The sequence below is a fragment of the Variovorax raffinosi genome (assembly GCF_051216615.1).
Classification (GTDB): Bacteria; Pseudomonadota; Gammaproteobacteria; order Burkholderiales; family Burkholderiaceae_C; genus Variovorax.
This window is the reverse complement of the sequence record NZ_JBPJZR010000001.1, coordinates 1,069,120-1,082,279: the sequence shown is the minus strand read 5'-3', so window position 1 is coordinate 1,082,279 and position 13,160 is coordinate 1,069,120. Positions and strand designations below refer to the sequence as shown.

At 65.8% G+C, this 13,160-nt stretch carries 10 protein-coding genes; 8 read left to right on the top strand and 2 right to left on the bottom strand.

From position 1 onward, the window contains the following. Positions 1 to 2 precede the first annotated feature (2 nt). Positions 3 to 623, top strand: a complete 621-nt coding sequence (locus ACSFB7_RS05135) for an ANTAR domain-containing response regulator (protein ID WP_435467671.1) — start codon at positions 3 to 5, stop codon at positions 621 to 623. A 27-nt stretch (positions 624 to 650) separates the two neighbouring features. Here ACSFB7_RS05135 and ACSFB7_RS05130 read toward each other — a convergent pair whose 3' ends face one another. Next, entirely contained in the window at positions 651 to 1,865 is a 1,215-nt protein-coding gene (locus ACSFB7_RS05130; protein WP_435467669.1) for a hypothetical protein, read from the bottom strand. Further along, positions 1,862 to 2,782, bottom strand: coding sequence for a LysR family transcriptional regulator (locus ACSFB7_RS05125; RefSeq protein ID WP_435467667.1), 921 nt, complete (start codon positions 2,780 to 2,782; stop codon positions 1,862 to 1,864). The genes ACSFB7_RS05130 and ACSFB7_RS05125 overlap by 4 nt, the downstream gene beginning before the upstream one ends. A gap of 140 nt (positions 2,783 to 2,922) precedes the next feature. On the opposite strand from ACSFB7_RS05125, the gene ACSFB7_RS05120 reads away from it, so the two are divergent. The 7 genes from ACSFB7_RS05120 (at position 2,923) to ACSFB7_RS05090 (ending at position 13,160) form a co-directional block, all read left to right on the top strand. Further along, positions 2,923 to 3,339: a YjfI family protein gene (locus tag ACSFB7_RS05120; RefSeq protein ID WP_187109236.1), complete on the top strand. Its 417-nt coding sequence runs from the start codon at positions 2,923 to 2,925 to the stop codon at positions 3,337 to 3,339. Positions 3,340 to 3,354: 15 nt separating this feature from the next. Beyond that, positions 3,355 to 4,071, top strand: a complete 717-nt coding sequence (locus ACSFB7_RS05115) for a PspA/IM30 family protein (RefSeq protein WP_435467665.1) — start codon at positions 3,355 to 3,357, stop codon at positions 4,069 to 4,071. Further along, the gene (locus ACSFB7_RS05110; protein WP_435467663.1) at positions 4,068 to 4,427 is read left to right on the top strand and encodes a hypothetical protein; all 360 of its coding nucleotides are present in this window, start codon (positions 4,068 to 4,070) and stop codon (positions 4,425 to 4,427) included. Before ACSFB7_RS05115 ends, ACSFB7_RS05110 begins: the two co-directional genes overlap by 4 nt. Before the next feature lie 34 nt (positions 4,428 to 4,461). Next, a complete protein-coding gene (locus ACSFB7_RS05105) occupies positions 4,462 to 5,112 on the top strand; it encodes a ubiquinone biosynthesis protein (RefSeq protein WP_435467661.1) in 651 nt (216 codons plus the stop codon). A gap of 61 nt (positions 5,113 to 5,173) precedes the next feature. After that, complete coding sequence (locus ACSFB7_RS05100) at positions 5,174 to 7,342, top strand: flotillin family protein (RefSeq protein WP_435467659.1); 2,169 nt, start codon at positions 5,174 to 5,176, stop codon at positions 7,340 to 7,342. Positions 7,343 to 7,355: 13 nt separating this feature from the next. After that, on the top strand, positions 7,356 to 7,901 hold the full coding sequence (locus ACSFB7_RS05095; RefSeq protein ID WP_435467657.1) for a TFIIB-type zinc ribbon-containing protein: 546 nt from the start codon (positions 7,356 to 7,358) through the stop codon (positions 7,899 to 7,901). A 12-nt stretch (positions 7,902 to 7,913) separates the two neighbouring features. Then, the gene (locus ACSFB7_RS05090; RefSeq protein WP_435467655.1) at positions 7,914 to 13,160 is read left to right on the top strand and encodes a DNA repair ATPase; all 5,247 of its coding nucleotides are present in this window, start codon (positions 7,914 to 7,916) and stop codon (positions 13,158 to 13,160) included.

Sequence of the window (13,160 nt, the reverse complement as noted above, 5' to 3'; positions counted from 1 at the left end):
TCATGAGCAGTTTGCGTCGCCTCTACGATGACCTGCGCAGCGTCTGCGTCGCGGTGGTGTATCCGCCGGGCGAAGACCGCGACATTCTTCTCGACCAGCTCAAGCGCATCGGCTGCCGGCTCAAGATCATCTGGCCCTTTCCCGCCGCGCCGCCCACGGGCTGCGACGTGATCTTCTTCCAGGTGTCGCAGGAGCTGCAGGACAGCACGAGCTGGTGCGCCAGCGCGGTCGAAGCGACGCTGATCGCGTTGTCCGACTACGAGAACCCGACCACGCTGAAACTGCTGCTGGACACCAGCGCGCATGGCGTGCTGACCCGCCCGTTCCGCTCGTCGGGCGTGCTGAGCACGCTGGTGCTGGCGCGCTCGTCGCGCGGCTACCAGGAGCGCCTGCAGAGCAAGGTCAGCAAGCTGGAAGACACGATCAAGTCACGCCGGCAGATCGAGAAGGCGATCCGGATGCTGGTCGAAACACAGGCGCTGACGGAGGCCAAGGCCTACGAGCACATGCGCGCACGCGCGACGACCCTGCGGGTCAGCGTGGCGGAGGTGGCGCTGATGGTGGTGGAGGCGCACGAGGCGATGGAGAAGCTGGGGCTGGGGCGGGTGCGCGGTGGGGGATGAGGGTTGGTCGCCTGAGCCGATGCGCAATCAGGCGGGGCTGTCTTCCGGCTCGTGCGTGAACCAGGCCGCCGGGTTGGGCGACCAGCGAGGGTCGGCCTCCCGTTCGAGCAGGGCGCAGACATAGGCGCCAAGGTCTGTGCCGAAAATGTCTCGAGCCGCTTCGGCGCCGCCGTCATCGCGCTTCGCATTCGATGCGAAGCGCGCGAACAACGCCCAGTCTCGCCCCATCTGCTCGACGAGAATGCGCGCGAGTTCGTAGGACAGAAGGTTGCCGTCGTCCGTCCTGAAGAAGGACTGGCCGGACCAGAACTCCTGAATTTCCGTTTCGCCCCAGAACCTCAGATGCATGCGCTGCAATTCTCGAGGCGTGGCGAGTGAGGGGATGGCACCGGTGAGCCTTCTTTCGGTGTTGACGGCCAGCCCTTCGTCGAGCCATCTCGGCAGCTTCAGATGCGCGAGGGCGTTGTGCGTCATCTCGTGCGCAATGACGGGTTCAATGGCCGAGAGCTCGGCCCGCTTGACCAGGAAATGGGCGCAACCCGCATTGATGAACATGCCGCCGCTGAGGGCAAATTCGCCGCCCTCCGGGTAGTAGTTCGACACGTAGCGGTAGTACGTCTCTTCATCGTCGACGACCAGCAGGATGCTCTTGTGGTGTTCCTCGAAATACGCGACGCCGGCGAGAACATGCTGGATTCGCTTGCGGGTGGACGCCACATATGCAGCCGTCGCCACCACGACCGTGTCTTCCAGCGATGACAGCACAAAGGCCCCCTCCGATTCGTACAGGTGGAAGTGAGGTCCCAGCGCGTCCCTGAGATGAAGCAGCCACGCGCGTTGCCCTTGTTCGATGGCGAGGCGCTCGCGATGTGCATCGTTCATCGAGCCTGCCCATGCATGCAGCGCCTGCCAATCGAGAAAGGGGAGTCCGTTGCTGATGCACATATGGGTGATCAGCGGAAATGAATGCTCCTCGTCGAGCACGAGCTCCCCCAGTGCCTCCTCGGTCGAAAAACCGTCAGGCCGTGGTCCTGCAACAGCTCTCGGTGCACGGGGCTGCCTGGGCAGGTGGATCCATGCCATGAATGCGCCCATGAAAGGAAGGACCCAGACCAGTATGAGCAGCAGGTTCTTGCGGAGCGGAATCTCGTCGATCGCACGAATGCGTCGTGCCATGTAGACGTTGGTGGCAAGCAGGAGGGCACACGCGCCGAGCGGTAAAAGCAGGTCTGACACTGTCATGTTCCGGCCTGTTGCAGAAGATGCTCGGCCAGCAGTTTCGCCGCCGGTGCGAGTGCCGCCCCGGTCTTCGTCGCCATCAGCAGCCGCCGCGTAGCCCACGCTTCCTTGAGCCGCACCACCTTCAGGTCCAGCGCCGTGACCTGCGCCTTGCATGCGGCCAGCGGCACCACGCCGATTCCGAGGTTGGCCGCGATCATGTGGCACATCGCATCGAAGCTGCGCACCTGCACGCGCAGTCGCATCGGAATGCCGGCCTGCTCGGCGGCGCGCGATGTGAGTTCCAGCAGTGAACTGCTGCGGTTCAAGCCGACGAATTCATGCGCCAGGCACGTCTTGAAGTCGACCTGCCTTGCGCGTGTGCGGGCCAGCGGGTGTTGCCTGGCGCACAGAACCACGAGCTCGTCGGTCTGGAAGGGCGCGACGTCGAGGCCGTAGGCGGGCGTGTTCTCGGCGAACACGCCGACATCGGCCAGGCCGTCGACCAGCGCGCGCACGATGTCGCCGCTCAGTTGCTCTTCGACCTCGACGCGGATGTCGGGATGCTGGCCGAGAAAGGCGGCAAGCGTCGTGGGCAGAAACTCGGTCAGCGCCGACATGTTGGCCCACAGCCGGACGTGGCCGCGCACGCCGCTCGAGTAGTCGTTGAGTTCGTTGCTGAACTGCTCGAAACCCTGGAACAAGCGCATCGCATGCTGCATGGCCACGTGGCCCGCGGGCGTGAGCGCGATGCCTTGCGAACTGCGTTCGAGGAGCTTCGATCCCGTGGCCGCCTCGAAGTCGGAGAGCCGCCGGCTCGCCGCCGACAGCGCGAGGTGACAGGCCTCCGCGCCCTTGGTGATGCTGCCGGATTGCGCGACGGCGCAGAAGAGGCGCAGCGTGACGAAGTCGACGCGGGCCGGGTTGATGGGACTTGCCATCGGCGGATTCTAGAGAGCGTGCAAGTGCCTTAAGTCATGAGGTGAACCAAATAACTCGTTTGACATGTTATGTCGGAGCGCCTACATTGAACCCATCGAAGCCCGCCCGCTTCCATCGGTACTCAACCACAAGGAGAGGTATGCAATCACTGCTCGATCAACTCAAGGGACTGGACACGCTGGCCGGCGCCGCGATGGGAGGCCTGCCGGTGCAGTTGCAGCCCATTCCGGGCAGCACGCCGGTGGTCCAGGTGAGCATCGAGGGGCGCGACGAGCTGCCGATCTTCATCACCAGTTCGGACATGCAGATCATCTGCATCTGCTACCTCTGGACCGAGGAAGAAGTGAAGCCCGCGCGCCGTACCGAGCTGCTCGAATCGCTGCTCGACCTGAACCCTTCGGTGCCGCTCTCGTCCTTCGGCCGTGTCGATGGCCGCTACGTGCTCACCGGCGCGCTGGGGCGCGATGCGAGCGTCGAAGATATTGCACGCGAAGTGGCCGTGCTCAGTGACAACGCGCTCGATGCCCTCGACGCCTTGTCCGAATTCCTGAACTAAGCGGAGAAGATCACCATGACAGTCATCAAGAAGCTGGTCACCTTGCTGCGCGGCAGCGCACGCGAAATCGGCGAAAGCGTGGTCGACAGCAACGCCACGCGCATCTACGAACAGGAAATCATCGATGCCAAGCACAGCATCGAGAAGGCCAAGGGCGATCTCACCGGCGTGATGGCCAAGGAGATGCAATCGGCCCGCGAGATCGAGCGCCTGAAGAACGAAGCCACGCGCTATGAAGGCTTGGCACTCGAAGCGCTCAACAAGACGCAGGAAGGCCTGGCGCTCGACGTGGCGGCCAAGGTCGGCGCGCTCGAGCAGGAGCTTGAAGAGCAGGCCAAGGCGCACGCGTCCTACGCGCTGCAGGTGTCCCGCCTCAAGGAGCTGATCAAGTCGGCCGAGGCGCGCATCCGCGAGCACGAGCGCGAGATCGGCATTGCCAAGACCACCGAGAGCGTCTATCGCGCGACGCAATCGATCTCCGAGAACATCGGCAGCGGCGGTTCGCGCCTGGCCAATGCGCGCGAGTCGCTGGAGCGCATCCGCGCGCGCCACGAAGACCTGGCCGACCGCATGACGGCGAGCCAGTCGCTCGAAAACGAACTCGGCCACAGCGCGCTTGAAAAGAAGCTGGCCGCCGCGGGCATCGGCACCGAAGCCGATCGCGCCGGCAAGGTGATGGAGCGCATTCGCGCCCGTCAGGCCAACAACCCGTCGGGCCCGGCCTCGCAATGACCGTGCGGGTCAAGCCGGTTCGCTGGCAAGGCTCGGATGAGGCGATACGCGCCGTGCAGGTGGCGTTCGACGTGGAAGAGGCCGTGCTGGAAGCCGTGCGCACGGCGGCCTTCGCGCAGCATGTGTCCACGTCCGACCAGATCCGGCAGGTGCTCGGCCTCGCCACCACATCCAAGCCCAAGCGGCCCCGGCTGACCGTGTCGCTCAATGCGGCAGACTACGAGTTCCTGGCGGCGCGCTATGGTCTTGCACCTGAAGACCGCCTGGCCATCAAGGAGAGGGCCACGCGCGACCTGATCGCATTCGCCAGCAGTGGAAAGAAGGGCACCGGCACAGGGAAGCCGGGCCGCAGATAGAACAACGAACAACAACCCGCACGCGGGAGGATCAATGGGCGATTTCATGGGAGCGGTGACGGGTTACCCCACCGCGATCTACACGGTATTGCTGGGCGTCGTGGTGATCTACTGGGTGCTTGCAGTGCTCGGCATGGTCGACATCGAGCACAGCGGCATCGACTTCGATGTGCACGTCCACACGCACGCCGATGGCGACAGCAGCGACATCGGCCACATTGCCAGCTACGTGGTGGCTTTCGGCCTGAACGGCGTGCCGTTCTCGGTGGCCGTGAGCCTGCTGGTGCTGGTGTCGTGGACGGTGTGCTGCCTCGGCGGCGAATGGCTGCTGCCGCTGGTGCCGACGATGCCGCTCAAGCTGCTGGCCGGCACCGTGCTGCTGGTGGCCAGCGCCGTCATTGCCATTCCCGTCACGGCCGTGGCCATCCGCCCGCTGCGCGGCCTGTTCGTGAGCCACACGGCCGTGACCAACGCGGCGCTGGTCGGCCAGTTGTGCCGCGTCGTCACCGGCGCGGTGAACGAAAAAGACGGCCGCGCCGAAGTGGCGCGCCGCGGCGCCAGCCTGAACATCCGCGTATGGGCGCCCGTGCCCAACACGCTCAAGCGCGGCTCGCAAGCGCTGATCATCGAATACGACGAGGTGGCTGCGCGCTACCTGATCGCGCCGCACGACGACACCGTCTGACCGACCGCGCGACTTCACCCATCAACTGTTCTTTCGCTCTCAAAGCAATTCTGGAGAAAAAATGGAGCCCATCCTCTTTGCCGTCGTCATACTGGCCGTTGTCCTGCTCGGCCTGTTCGCGATGTTCGCCAAGTTCTATCGCAAGATCGAACAGGGCCACGCGCTCATCGTGAACACGCTGCGCGCCGAGCCGGAGGTGACCTTCACCGGGCGGATGGTCTACCCCATCATCCACAAGGCCGAGCTGATGGACATCTCGGTCAAGACCATCGAGATCGACCGCTCCGGCAATGAAGGCCTGATCTGCCGCGACAACATCCGCGCGGACATCAAGGTGAAGTTCTTCGTGCGCGTCAACAAGACGGCCGACGACGTGCTGAAGGTGGCGCAGGGCATCGGCTGCGCGCGGGCTTCGAACCACGAGACGCTCGAAGAGCTGTTCTCGGCCAAGTTTTCCGAAGCGCTCAAGACGGTCGGCAAGTCGATGGAGTTCGTCGACCTTTATCAGGCGCGCGACGGTTTTCGCGACCAGATCATCAGCCAGATCGGCAACGACCTCTCGGGCTACGTGCTCGAAGACGCGGCCATCGACTTCCTCGAACAAACGCCGCTGTCCGAGCTTGACGCCAACAACATCCTCGATGCGCAGGGCATCAAGAAGATCACCGAGCTGACGGCGGTCGAGCATGTGCGCACCAACGAGCTGCGCCGCAACGAGGAAATGCAGATCAAGAAGAAGAACGTCGAGACACAAGAGGCTTTGCTCGAACTCGAACGCCAGCAGGCCGATGCCACCTCGCGCCAGCACCGCGAAATTGCCAGCGTGCGCGCCCGCGAAGAAGCCGAGACCTCCAAGATCCAGTCCGAAGAGCGCACCAAGTCCGAAACCGCGCGCCTGCTGTCCGAGCAGACCGTGTCGGTGCAACAGGAAAACGTGCAGCGCGAAAAGGAAGTCGCCGAGAACAACCGCAAGCGCGCGGTGGCCATCGAAGAAGAAAAGGTCACGCGTGCCCGCGACCTGGAGATCGTCGACCGCGAGAAAGAAGTGACGCTGCAGCGCATCGAGAAGGACAAGGCCGTCGAAGTGCAGAAGAAGGCGATTGCCGACGTGATCCGCGAGCGCATCGTGGTCGAGCGCACGGTGGCCGAGCAGGAAGAAGCCATCAAGGAACTGCGTGTGGTGGCCGAGGCCGAGCGCACCAAGAAGTCGGTCGTGATCATGGCCGAGGGCCAGGCCGAAGAAAAAATGGTGATCGACGTCAAGGCGGCCGAAACCCAGGAAAAGCGCGCACGCCACAAGGCGGCCGAAGAACTCACGTTGGCCGACGCCAAGCTCAAGGTGGCCGAGCGCGACGCCGAATCGAAGAAGCGCGAAGCCGAAGGCGTGGAAGCGATTACCGCCGCACCGGGCCTTGCCGCCGCCAAGGTGGAAGTCGCCACCGCGCAGGCGCGGCTTGCCAGCTTCGAGGCCGAAGCCTCGGGCAAGGAAAAGCTCGGCCTGGCCGAAGTGCACATCCGTTCCGCCGATGCCGACGCCATCCTCAAGGCCGGCCAGGCCGATGCACAGGTGATCGAGGCACGCTCGCAGGCTGAAGCCGCCGGCATGCGCGCCAAGTTCGATGCAGAAGCTTCGGGCAAGGAAAAGCTCGGCCTTGCCGAGGTGAGCGTGCGCACGGCCGATGCCGAGGCCACGCTGAAGTCGGGCCAGGCCGATGCGCAGGTGATCGAAGCCCGCTTCAACGCCGAGGCCAAGGGCCTGCACGAGAAGTTCGAGGCCATGAAGTCCATGAGCCCCGAAACGCGGGACCACGAAGAGTTCCGCATGCGCCTGGAGAAGTCGCACATCGAAACCATGAAGGGCATCGACGCGCAAACGTCCATTGCCAAGGAACAGGCCGAAGTGCTGGGCACCGCGCTTTCCAACGCCAAGATCGACATCGTGGGCGGCTCGGGCGATTACTTCGACAGCTTCGTGCGCTCGCTCTCCGTGGGCAAGGGCATCGACGGCGTCATCTCCAAGAGCAACGCGCTGCAGGTGGCCTTCAAGGACCAGCTCTCGGGCGACCGCGACGTGGTGAAGGATGTGCGCGACATCGTCGGTGCGCTCGGCAGTTCGTCCGGCGAGATCCAGAACCTCAGCGTGGCTTCGCTGATGAGCAAGATCGCCAGCGACGGCAGCGAAAGCCAGAAGACCGCCCTGCAGAACCTGATCTCCACCTTCCGCAACTGAAGCGGCGCGCGCGATGAACCCGAACCTGAAGTGCAGTTGTTCCGCGCACACGGCCATGCAGCCCGTGGCGCTGGCCGAGGCCCTGCTGGCGGTGCATTGCACCGACTGCAACGGCATGGTGATGGCCATGGACGACTGGCGCGCCTGGAAGGCCGCCGACGCGAGCCGGGTGCCCGAGGCCGTCGACGACGAAGTGATCGAGGTGTTCGACGCCACGGCGGTGCGCCACTGCCCCGCGTGCGACCGCCTCATGCAGCGCCTGCGCGTCAGCGCCGGGCCCGACTTTCGCATCGACCGCTGCGTGGCCTGCCAGAACCTGTGGTTCGACCCGGGCGAGTGGCGCGCCATCGTCAGCCGCGGCCTGGCGGGCCGGCTCGATGAACTGCTGTCCGACGGCTGGCAGCGCCGCCTGCAGACCGAGGAAGTGCGCGAGGTGCGGCTTGCCGCGCTGCGCCGCCGCTACGGCAATGAATGCATCGACGAGCTGGACCGCATCCGCGGCTGGCTCGACACCCAGCCTCACCGCGACGAACTGCTCGCACTGCTGCGCGCGGACTGACCGCGCCGATCTATGCAACCAACGGAAGAAACGGGCGCGCCGGCCGGCGCGCAAGTCCCCACTGACCAGACCGAGGCCCTGGTGTCCGGCAGCGGCAGCTACGACCTGCTGAAGAAGCGGCTGGAAACCCAGGGCGAGGGCCTGCTGAAGAAGACGCAGGGGCTCAACGAGCAACGGCTGGCCGAGTTCGGTCGATCCGATCAGGCGCTGATTTTGCGCACCCGCGCACGCACCGAGAACAACGCCGTGGCGCGCGACCTCGTGCGCATCGGCGACCTGCTGCTGTTCGGCTACAACGTCTTCATCGGCCTGCGCAAGGAAACGGCGGTGGGCGACGTGTTCGGCCTGTATCGGCTGGTGTCGCCGGGAGAAGGTGGCGACAGCGACGAGCTGCAGCCCGTGCCGCTGGCCGGCACCTTCCTCGAAGACACGCGCTTCGCCTCCGACTTCCGCGAGCTGTACGCCTACTACAAGCAGGCCACGCTGCTGCAGTTGCGCGTGACGCAGGACAAGCTGCTCGCCGCTTTCCAGATCGGCCAGCAACTGCACGACGTGCGCGTGTTCCGCTGGGCCATCGAGCGCGACGGCAGCATCAACTACATCGACAACCGCGGCGAGCGCGACATCGCCTTGCCCGCGAGCCACGATTTCGAGTGGACCATCGCCACGCGTGAAGACCACGTGGGCGGCAAGCACCCGCATGTGAACGTGCTCGACACGGTGTTCGTCGAAACGCTCGGCGGCGACCTCACCGTCAAGATCGAGAACAACACCGAAACCGGCCTGGGCATCTACAACGAGCCGGTGGAAGACAAGAGCCAGTCGCTGACCGACGCCGAGATCGCATGGGCCAAGCTGGGCATGCTGATATTGCTGCGCGTGAAGCCCTACCGCGAGCAGGTCACGCGCTACCTGGTGTTCAACATCCGCACGCAGCAGGTCGAGCGCATCGACGCCATCGGTGGCTCGTGCGTGCAGTTGCCCGAAGACCACGGCATCATTTTTCCGGGCGGCTACTACCTGCAGTCGGGCGAGCACAAGCGCTTCGACCTGCCGGCCGAGACGGTCGAGAACCTGCGCTTCAAGCGCATGCTGCGCTCGCCCAACGGCGAAGACGTGGCGTACATCTTCTACGACCCGAAGCCGGGGCGTTACGCGATCTTCAACTACAACCTGATCGACAAGAAGCTCGCGACGCCGATCATCGCCAACGGCTACGCGCGCTTTGCCGACGGCCGCATCCTGGTGTTCCACGACAACGACGGCGAGCCGACGCGCGTGCACCCGATGCAGCTCTGGCAGACGCCGTTTGCCAGCGAAGAGCATGTCAGCGCGCAGCCGCCCGCCACCGGCTTCTTCGGCAAGATCGGCAATGCCGAGCTGGTGCGCGGCGTGTCCGACCTGATGGGCATTGCCCGCGCGGTGCGCGAGCAGGCGCCCACGCGCGCCGCCTACGAAGACCTGATCCGCCAGTGCACGCGTGTCAGCGACGCCTATTTCTGGCTCGATGCCCCCGAAGCGACCGGCCTCATGGCCGAGCTGAAGAGCATCGCCGATGTGGCGCGCAGCACGCTGGCCGAGTTCGAAAAAGTCGACACCATCCGCCGCGAGACCGCGCGTGCGCTGCAGCGTGCCGAAGACGAGCAGCATGCGCTGCTGGTCGACATCGCCAGCACGATCTGGCGCGCACCCGACGACTTCGTGAAGGCATTGGCACGGCTGCGCGAACGCCGTGGCGCGTTGCAGATGCTCAAGGAGCTGCGCTACGCCGACCTGCCGCGCATTACCGCCATGGACGCGGCGCTTCAGACCGAGCAGCAGCGCATCGGCGAGCGTGCGATGCAGTTCCTGGCGGCCGACACGGCATTCAACGGCCAGCGGCAGGCGCTGGACAGACTCGCCGTCGAACTGCCGAACCTTGCGACCTCGCCGGCCCTGGGCCAGATGCTCGCGACGCTCGACGAGCAAGCCGCCGGCCTCGACCTGCTGACCGAACAGCTCGGCAGCCTGCCGGGCGGCGATGCGGTCATTCGCACGTCCATCCTCGACCGCATCTCGCTGATCTATGCGGACATCAACCGCATGCGCGCCGATGCACGCGCGCGGCGCAAGTCGCTGGGCGCAACAGAAGCGCGGGCCGAGTTCGGCGCGCAGTTCAAGCTGTTCAGCCAGGCGGTCGAAAACGCGCTGGAGTTCGCCGACACGCCCGAGAAGTGCGACGACGCGCTCACGCGCCTGCTGGCGCAACTGGAAGAAATCGAAGGCCGCTTTGCCGAGCAGGAAGACTTCCTGGCCGACATCGCCGAGAAGCGCGAGACGGTGTACGAAGCGCTGTCTGCCCGGCGCCAGAGCCTGGTCGAAGGCCAGCAACGCCGTGCGCAAGGCGTGGTCAATGCGGCCGGGCGCATCCTCGACGGCATTCCGCGCCGTGTGGCGCAGCTCGCCGAGCTGAGTCAGGTCCACAGCTACTTCGCGGCCGATCCGATGATCGGCAAGCTGCACACGCTGATTGCCGACCTGCGCACGCTGGGCGCCGCCGTGCAGGCCGACGAACTCGACACCCGTCTGAAGACCGCGCGCGACCAGGCCCTGCGCTCCGTGCGCGACAAGCGCGAACTGGTGAGCGAGGGCGGCGACACGTTGCGCCTGGGCCGGCATGCCTTCACCGTGCACCGCCAGCCGATCGACCTGACGCTGGTGGCCCGCGACGAAGGCATGGCCTACCAGGTCACCGGCACCGACTACCAGAGCCCGGTGGACGAACCCCGGCTGCTGCCGTTGCAGCGCTACTGGAACCAGTCGCTGGTGTCCGAAACCCCCGAGCTGTCGCGCGCCGAATACCTGGCCGGCCGCCTGCTGGAAGCATTGCTCGACGGCAAGGCCGAGCGCAGTTGGGCCGAAGTGCTGACGCTGCTGGCCGAAGACCCGTTGCATCCGCAGTTGCTGGAGATGGTTCGCCGCTTCGCAGCCGCGCGTTATCAAGAGGGCTACCAGAAGGGCATTCACGACGACGACGCGCTGCGCCTGTTGGCCGCGCTCGTTGCCATGCAGGACCAGGCGGGCCTGCTGGCCTGGGGCCCGACCGAACGCGCGCTGGCCTTGCTGTACTGGCAGCACGGCCACCTGATCGCGCACCGCGAATCGCTGCTGCGGCGCGCGCGTGCCGCGATGCAGATGAACACCCTGTTCGGCCGGCGCGATGCGCTGGAACAGCTCGAAGCCGACACGGCACGTTCGTTGATTCACTTCGCGCGCGATGTGCTGCCCGACCTTCTGCCTCTGGCGGAAACGGCCAGCGACGAAGAGCGCGACGCGCACCAGGGCCGCGTCGCGACCTTGTGCGATCAGGCCGCGGCCTACCTGTCGCGTGAACTCGCGGGCCCGAACGGCGGCCAGGCGTGGGCCGTGTCGGGCGCAGGCGAAGACCTTGCGGCCGCGCTGCTGCGCGAACTCGAACGCGGCGGCCGTCGCGAGGCATGGCAGCAGGACCTGGACGCGGCGCCGCCGGCCGAACGCTGGCGCCTGGCGCGCGACTGGGTGCGTGCCTACGCCATCCACCAGGCCCCGCAATCGGTCGACTGGGTGGACGATGCGGCCAGCGTGCTCGCCATGCCGCTGCAGCGCACCCGCGTCAACGTGGCGCTCGATCGCACGGTCGACGGGCTGCGTAGCGAACATTCGCGCGTGGTCGAAGGCCGCATGACGTTGAACCTCAACGACTTCTGGCGCCGCTTCCTGTTCCACACCACGCACGCGGTGCCGGGCTACGAGGAGTTGCACAGCTTGCGCCACGAATTGCTCGAACGCGAGAAGGCGCGGCTCAAGCTCAGCCAGTTCCAGGCCAAGCCGCTGTCGACCTTCGTACGCAACCAGCTCATCGACGAGCTGTACCTGCCGATCATTGGCGACAACCTTGCCAAGCAGATCGGCTCGGCCGGCGAGGGCAGCCGCACCGACCGCATGGGCCTGCTGCTGCTGATCTCGCCGCCCGGCTACGGCAAGACCACGCTGATGGAGTACGTGGCCGACCGCTTGGGCCTGATCTTCGTGCGCATCAACTGCCCGGCACTGGGCCATGGCGTGACCGCCATCGACCCGGCCAACGCGCCCAACAGCGCGGCGCGGCAGGAGCTGGAAAAGCTCAACCTGGGCCTTGCGATGGGCAGCAACGTGATGCTGTATCTGGACGACATCCAGCACACCAGCCCCGAGTTTCTCCAGAAGTTCATTGCGCTGGCCGACGGCACGCGTCGCATCGAGGGCGTGTGGAACGGCGAGCCGCGCAGCTACGACATGCGGGGCAAGCGCTTCGCGATCGTGATGGCGGGCAATCCGTACACCGAGTCGGGCGACGTGTTCAAGATCCCGGACATGTTGGCCAACCGCGCCGACATCTACAACCTTGGCGACGTGCTCTCGGGCCGCGAAGCCGCCTTCGCGCTTTCGTACATCGAGAACAGCCTCACGTCCAACCCCACGCTGATGCCGCTGGCCTCGCGCGACCCGAAGGACGTGCAACTGCTGGTGAAGATGGCGCAGGGCCACGAGGTGCCGAGCAGCGCGCTGTCGCATGCCTACAGCGCGGTCGAACTCGAAGAGATCAAGGCGTTGCTGCTGCGGTTGTTCCGTGCACGCGACCTGCTGCTCAAGGTCAACCTTGCGTACATCGAGTCGGCCGCGCAGCAGGAGGCCTACCGCATGGCGCCGCCGTTCAAGCTGCAGGGCAGCTACCGCAACATGACCAAGCTCGCGGGCAAGATCACCGCGCTGATGCGCGACGACGAGCTCGATGCGCTGCTGCGCGACCACTACCGCGGCGAGGCGCAGACCCTGACCACCGGCGCCGAAGAAAACCTGCTGCGGCTTGCCCAGTTGCTCGGCAGCCCGACGGCCGAAGAGGCCGCGCGCTGGAAGTCCATCTGCGACGAGTTCGTGCGCCAGCGCAAGCTCGGCGGCGCCGACGTGGACGGCAGCCAGCGCATCGCGAGCAGCATGCTCGACGTGGCGCGCGCGGTCGATGCGCTCAAGCCCCAACCCCAGCCTGCGCCCGAAGGCCCGAGCGAAAGCCAGCGCCTGGCCGACGCCATGCTGCAGATCGCCGTGACCTACCGCGAGCTGATCCTGCCGCTGGTGACCGCCACCGAACGCCGGCTCGACCTCGACCGCTCGATCACGCGGGACATGGCGCGCTTGTCTGCCGAGGCGCAGGCCTTGCGCGCCGCGCCCAAGCGCACACCCAAACCGGACAAGGACCACTGA

Excerpts from the sequence above, each read along its gene's own strand:
- ACSFB7_RS05135 (WP_435467671.1), top strand. The coding sequence starts at position 3 with ATGAGCAGTTTGCGTCGCCTCTACGATGACCTGCGCAGCGTCTGCGTC.
- ACSFB7_RS05130 (WP_435467669.1), bottom strand. The coding sequence starts at position 1,865 with ATGACAGTGTCAGACCTGCTTTTACCGCTCGGCGCGTGTGCCCTCCTG.
- ACSFB7_RS05125 (WP_435467667.1), bottom strand. The coding sequence starts at position 2,782 with ATGGCAAGTCCCATCAACCCGGCCCGCGTCGACTTCGTCACGCTGCGC.
- ACSFB7_RS05120 (WP_187109236.1), top strand. The coding sequence starts at position 2,923 with ATGCAATCACTGCTCGATCAACTCAAGGGACTGGACACGCTGGCCGGC.
- ACSFB7_RS05115 (WP_435467665.1), top strand. The coding sequence starts at position 3,355 with ATGACAGTCATCAAGAAGCTGGTCACCTTGCTGCGCGGCAGCGCACGC.
- ACSFB7_RS05110 (WP_435467663.1), top strand. The coding sequence starts at position 4,068 with ATGACCGTGCGGGTCAAGCCGGTTCGCTGGCAAGGCTCGGATGAGGCG.
- ACSFB7_RS05105 (WP_435467661.1), top strand. The coding sequence starts at position 4,462 with ATGGGCGATTTCATGGGAGCGGTGACGGGTTACCCCACCGCGATCTAC.
- ACSFB7_RS05100 (WP_435467659.1), top strand. The coding sequence starts at position 5,174 with ATGGAGCCCATCCTCTTTGCCGTCGTCATACTGGCCGTTGTCCTGCTC.
- ACSFB7_RS05095 (WP_435467657.1), top strand. The coding sequence starts at position 7,356 with ATGAACCCGAACCTGAAGTGCAGTTGTTCCGCGCACACGGCCATGCAG.
- ACSFB7_RS05090 (WP_435467655.1), top strand. The coding sequence starts at position 7,914 with ATGCAACCAACGGAAGAAACGGGCGCGCCGGCCGGCGCGCAAGTCCCC.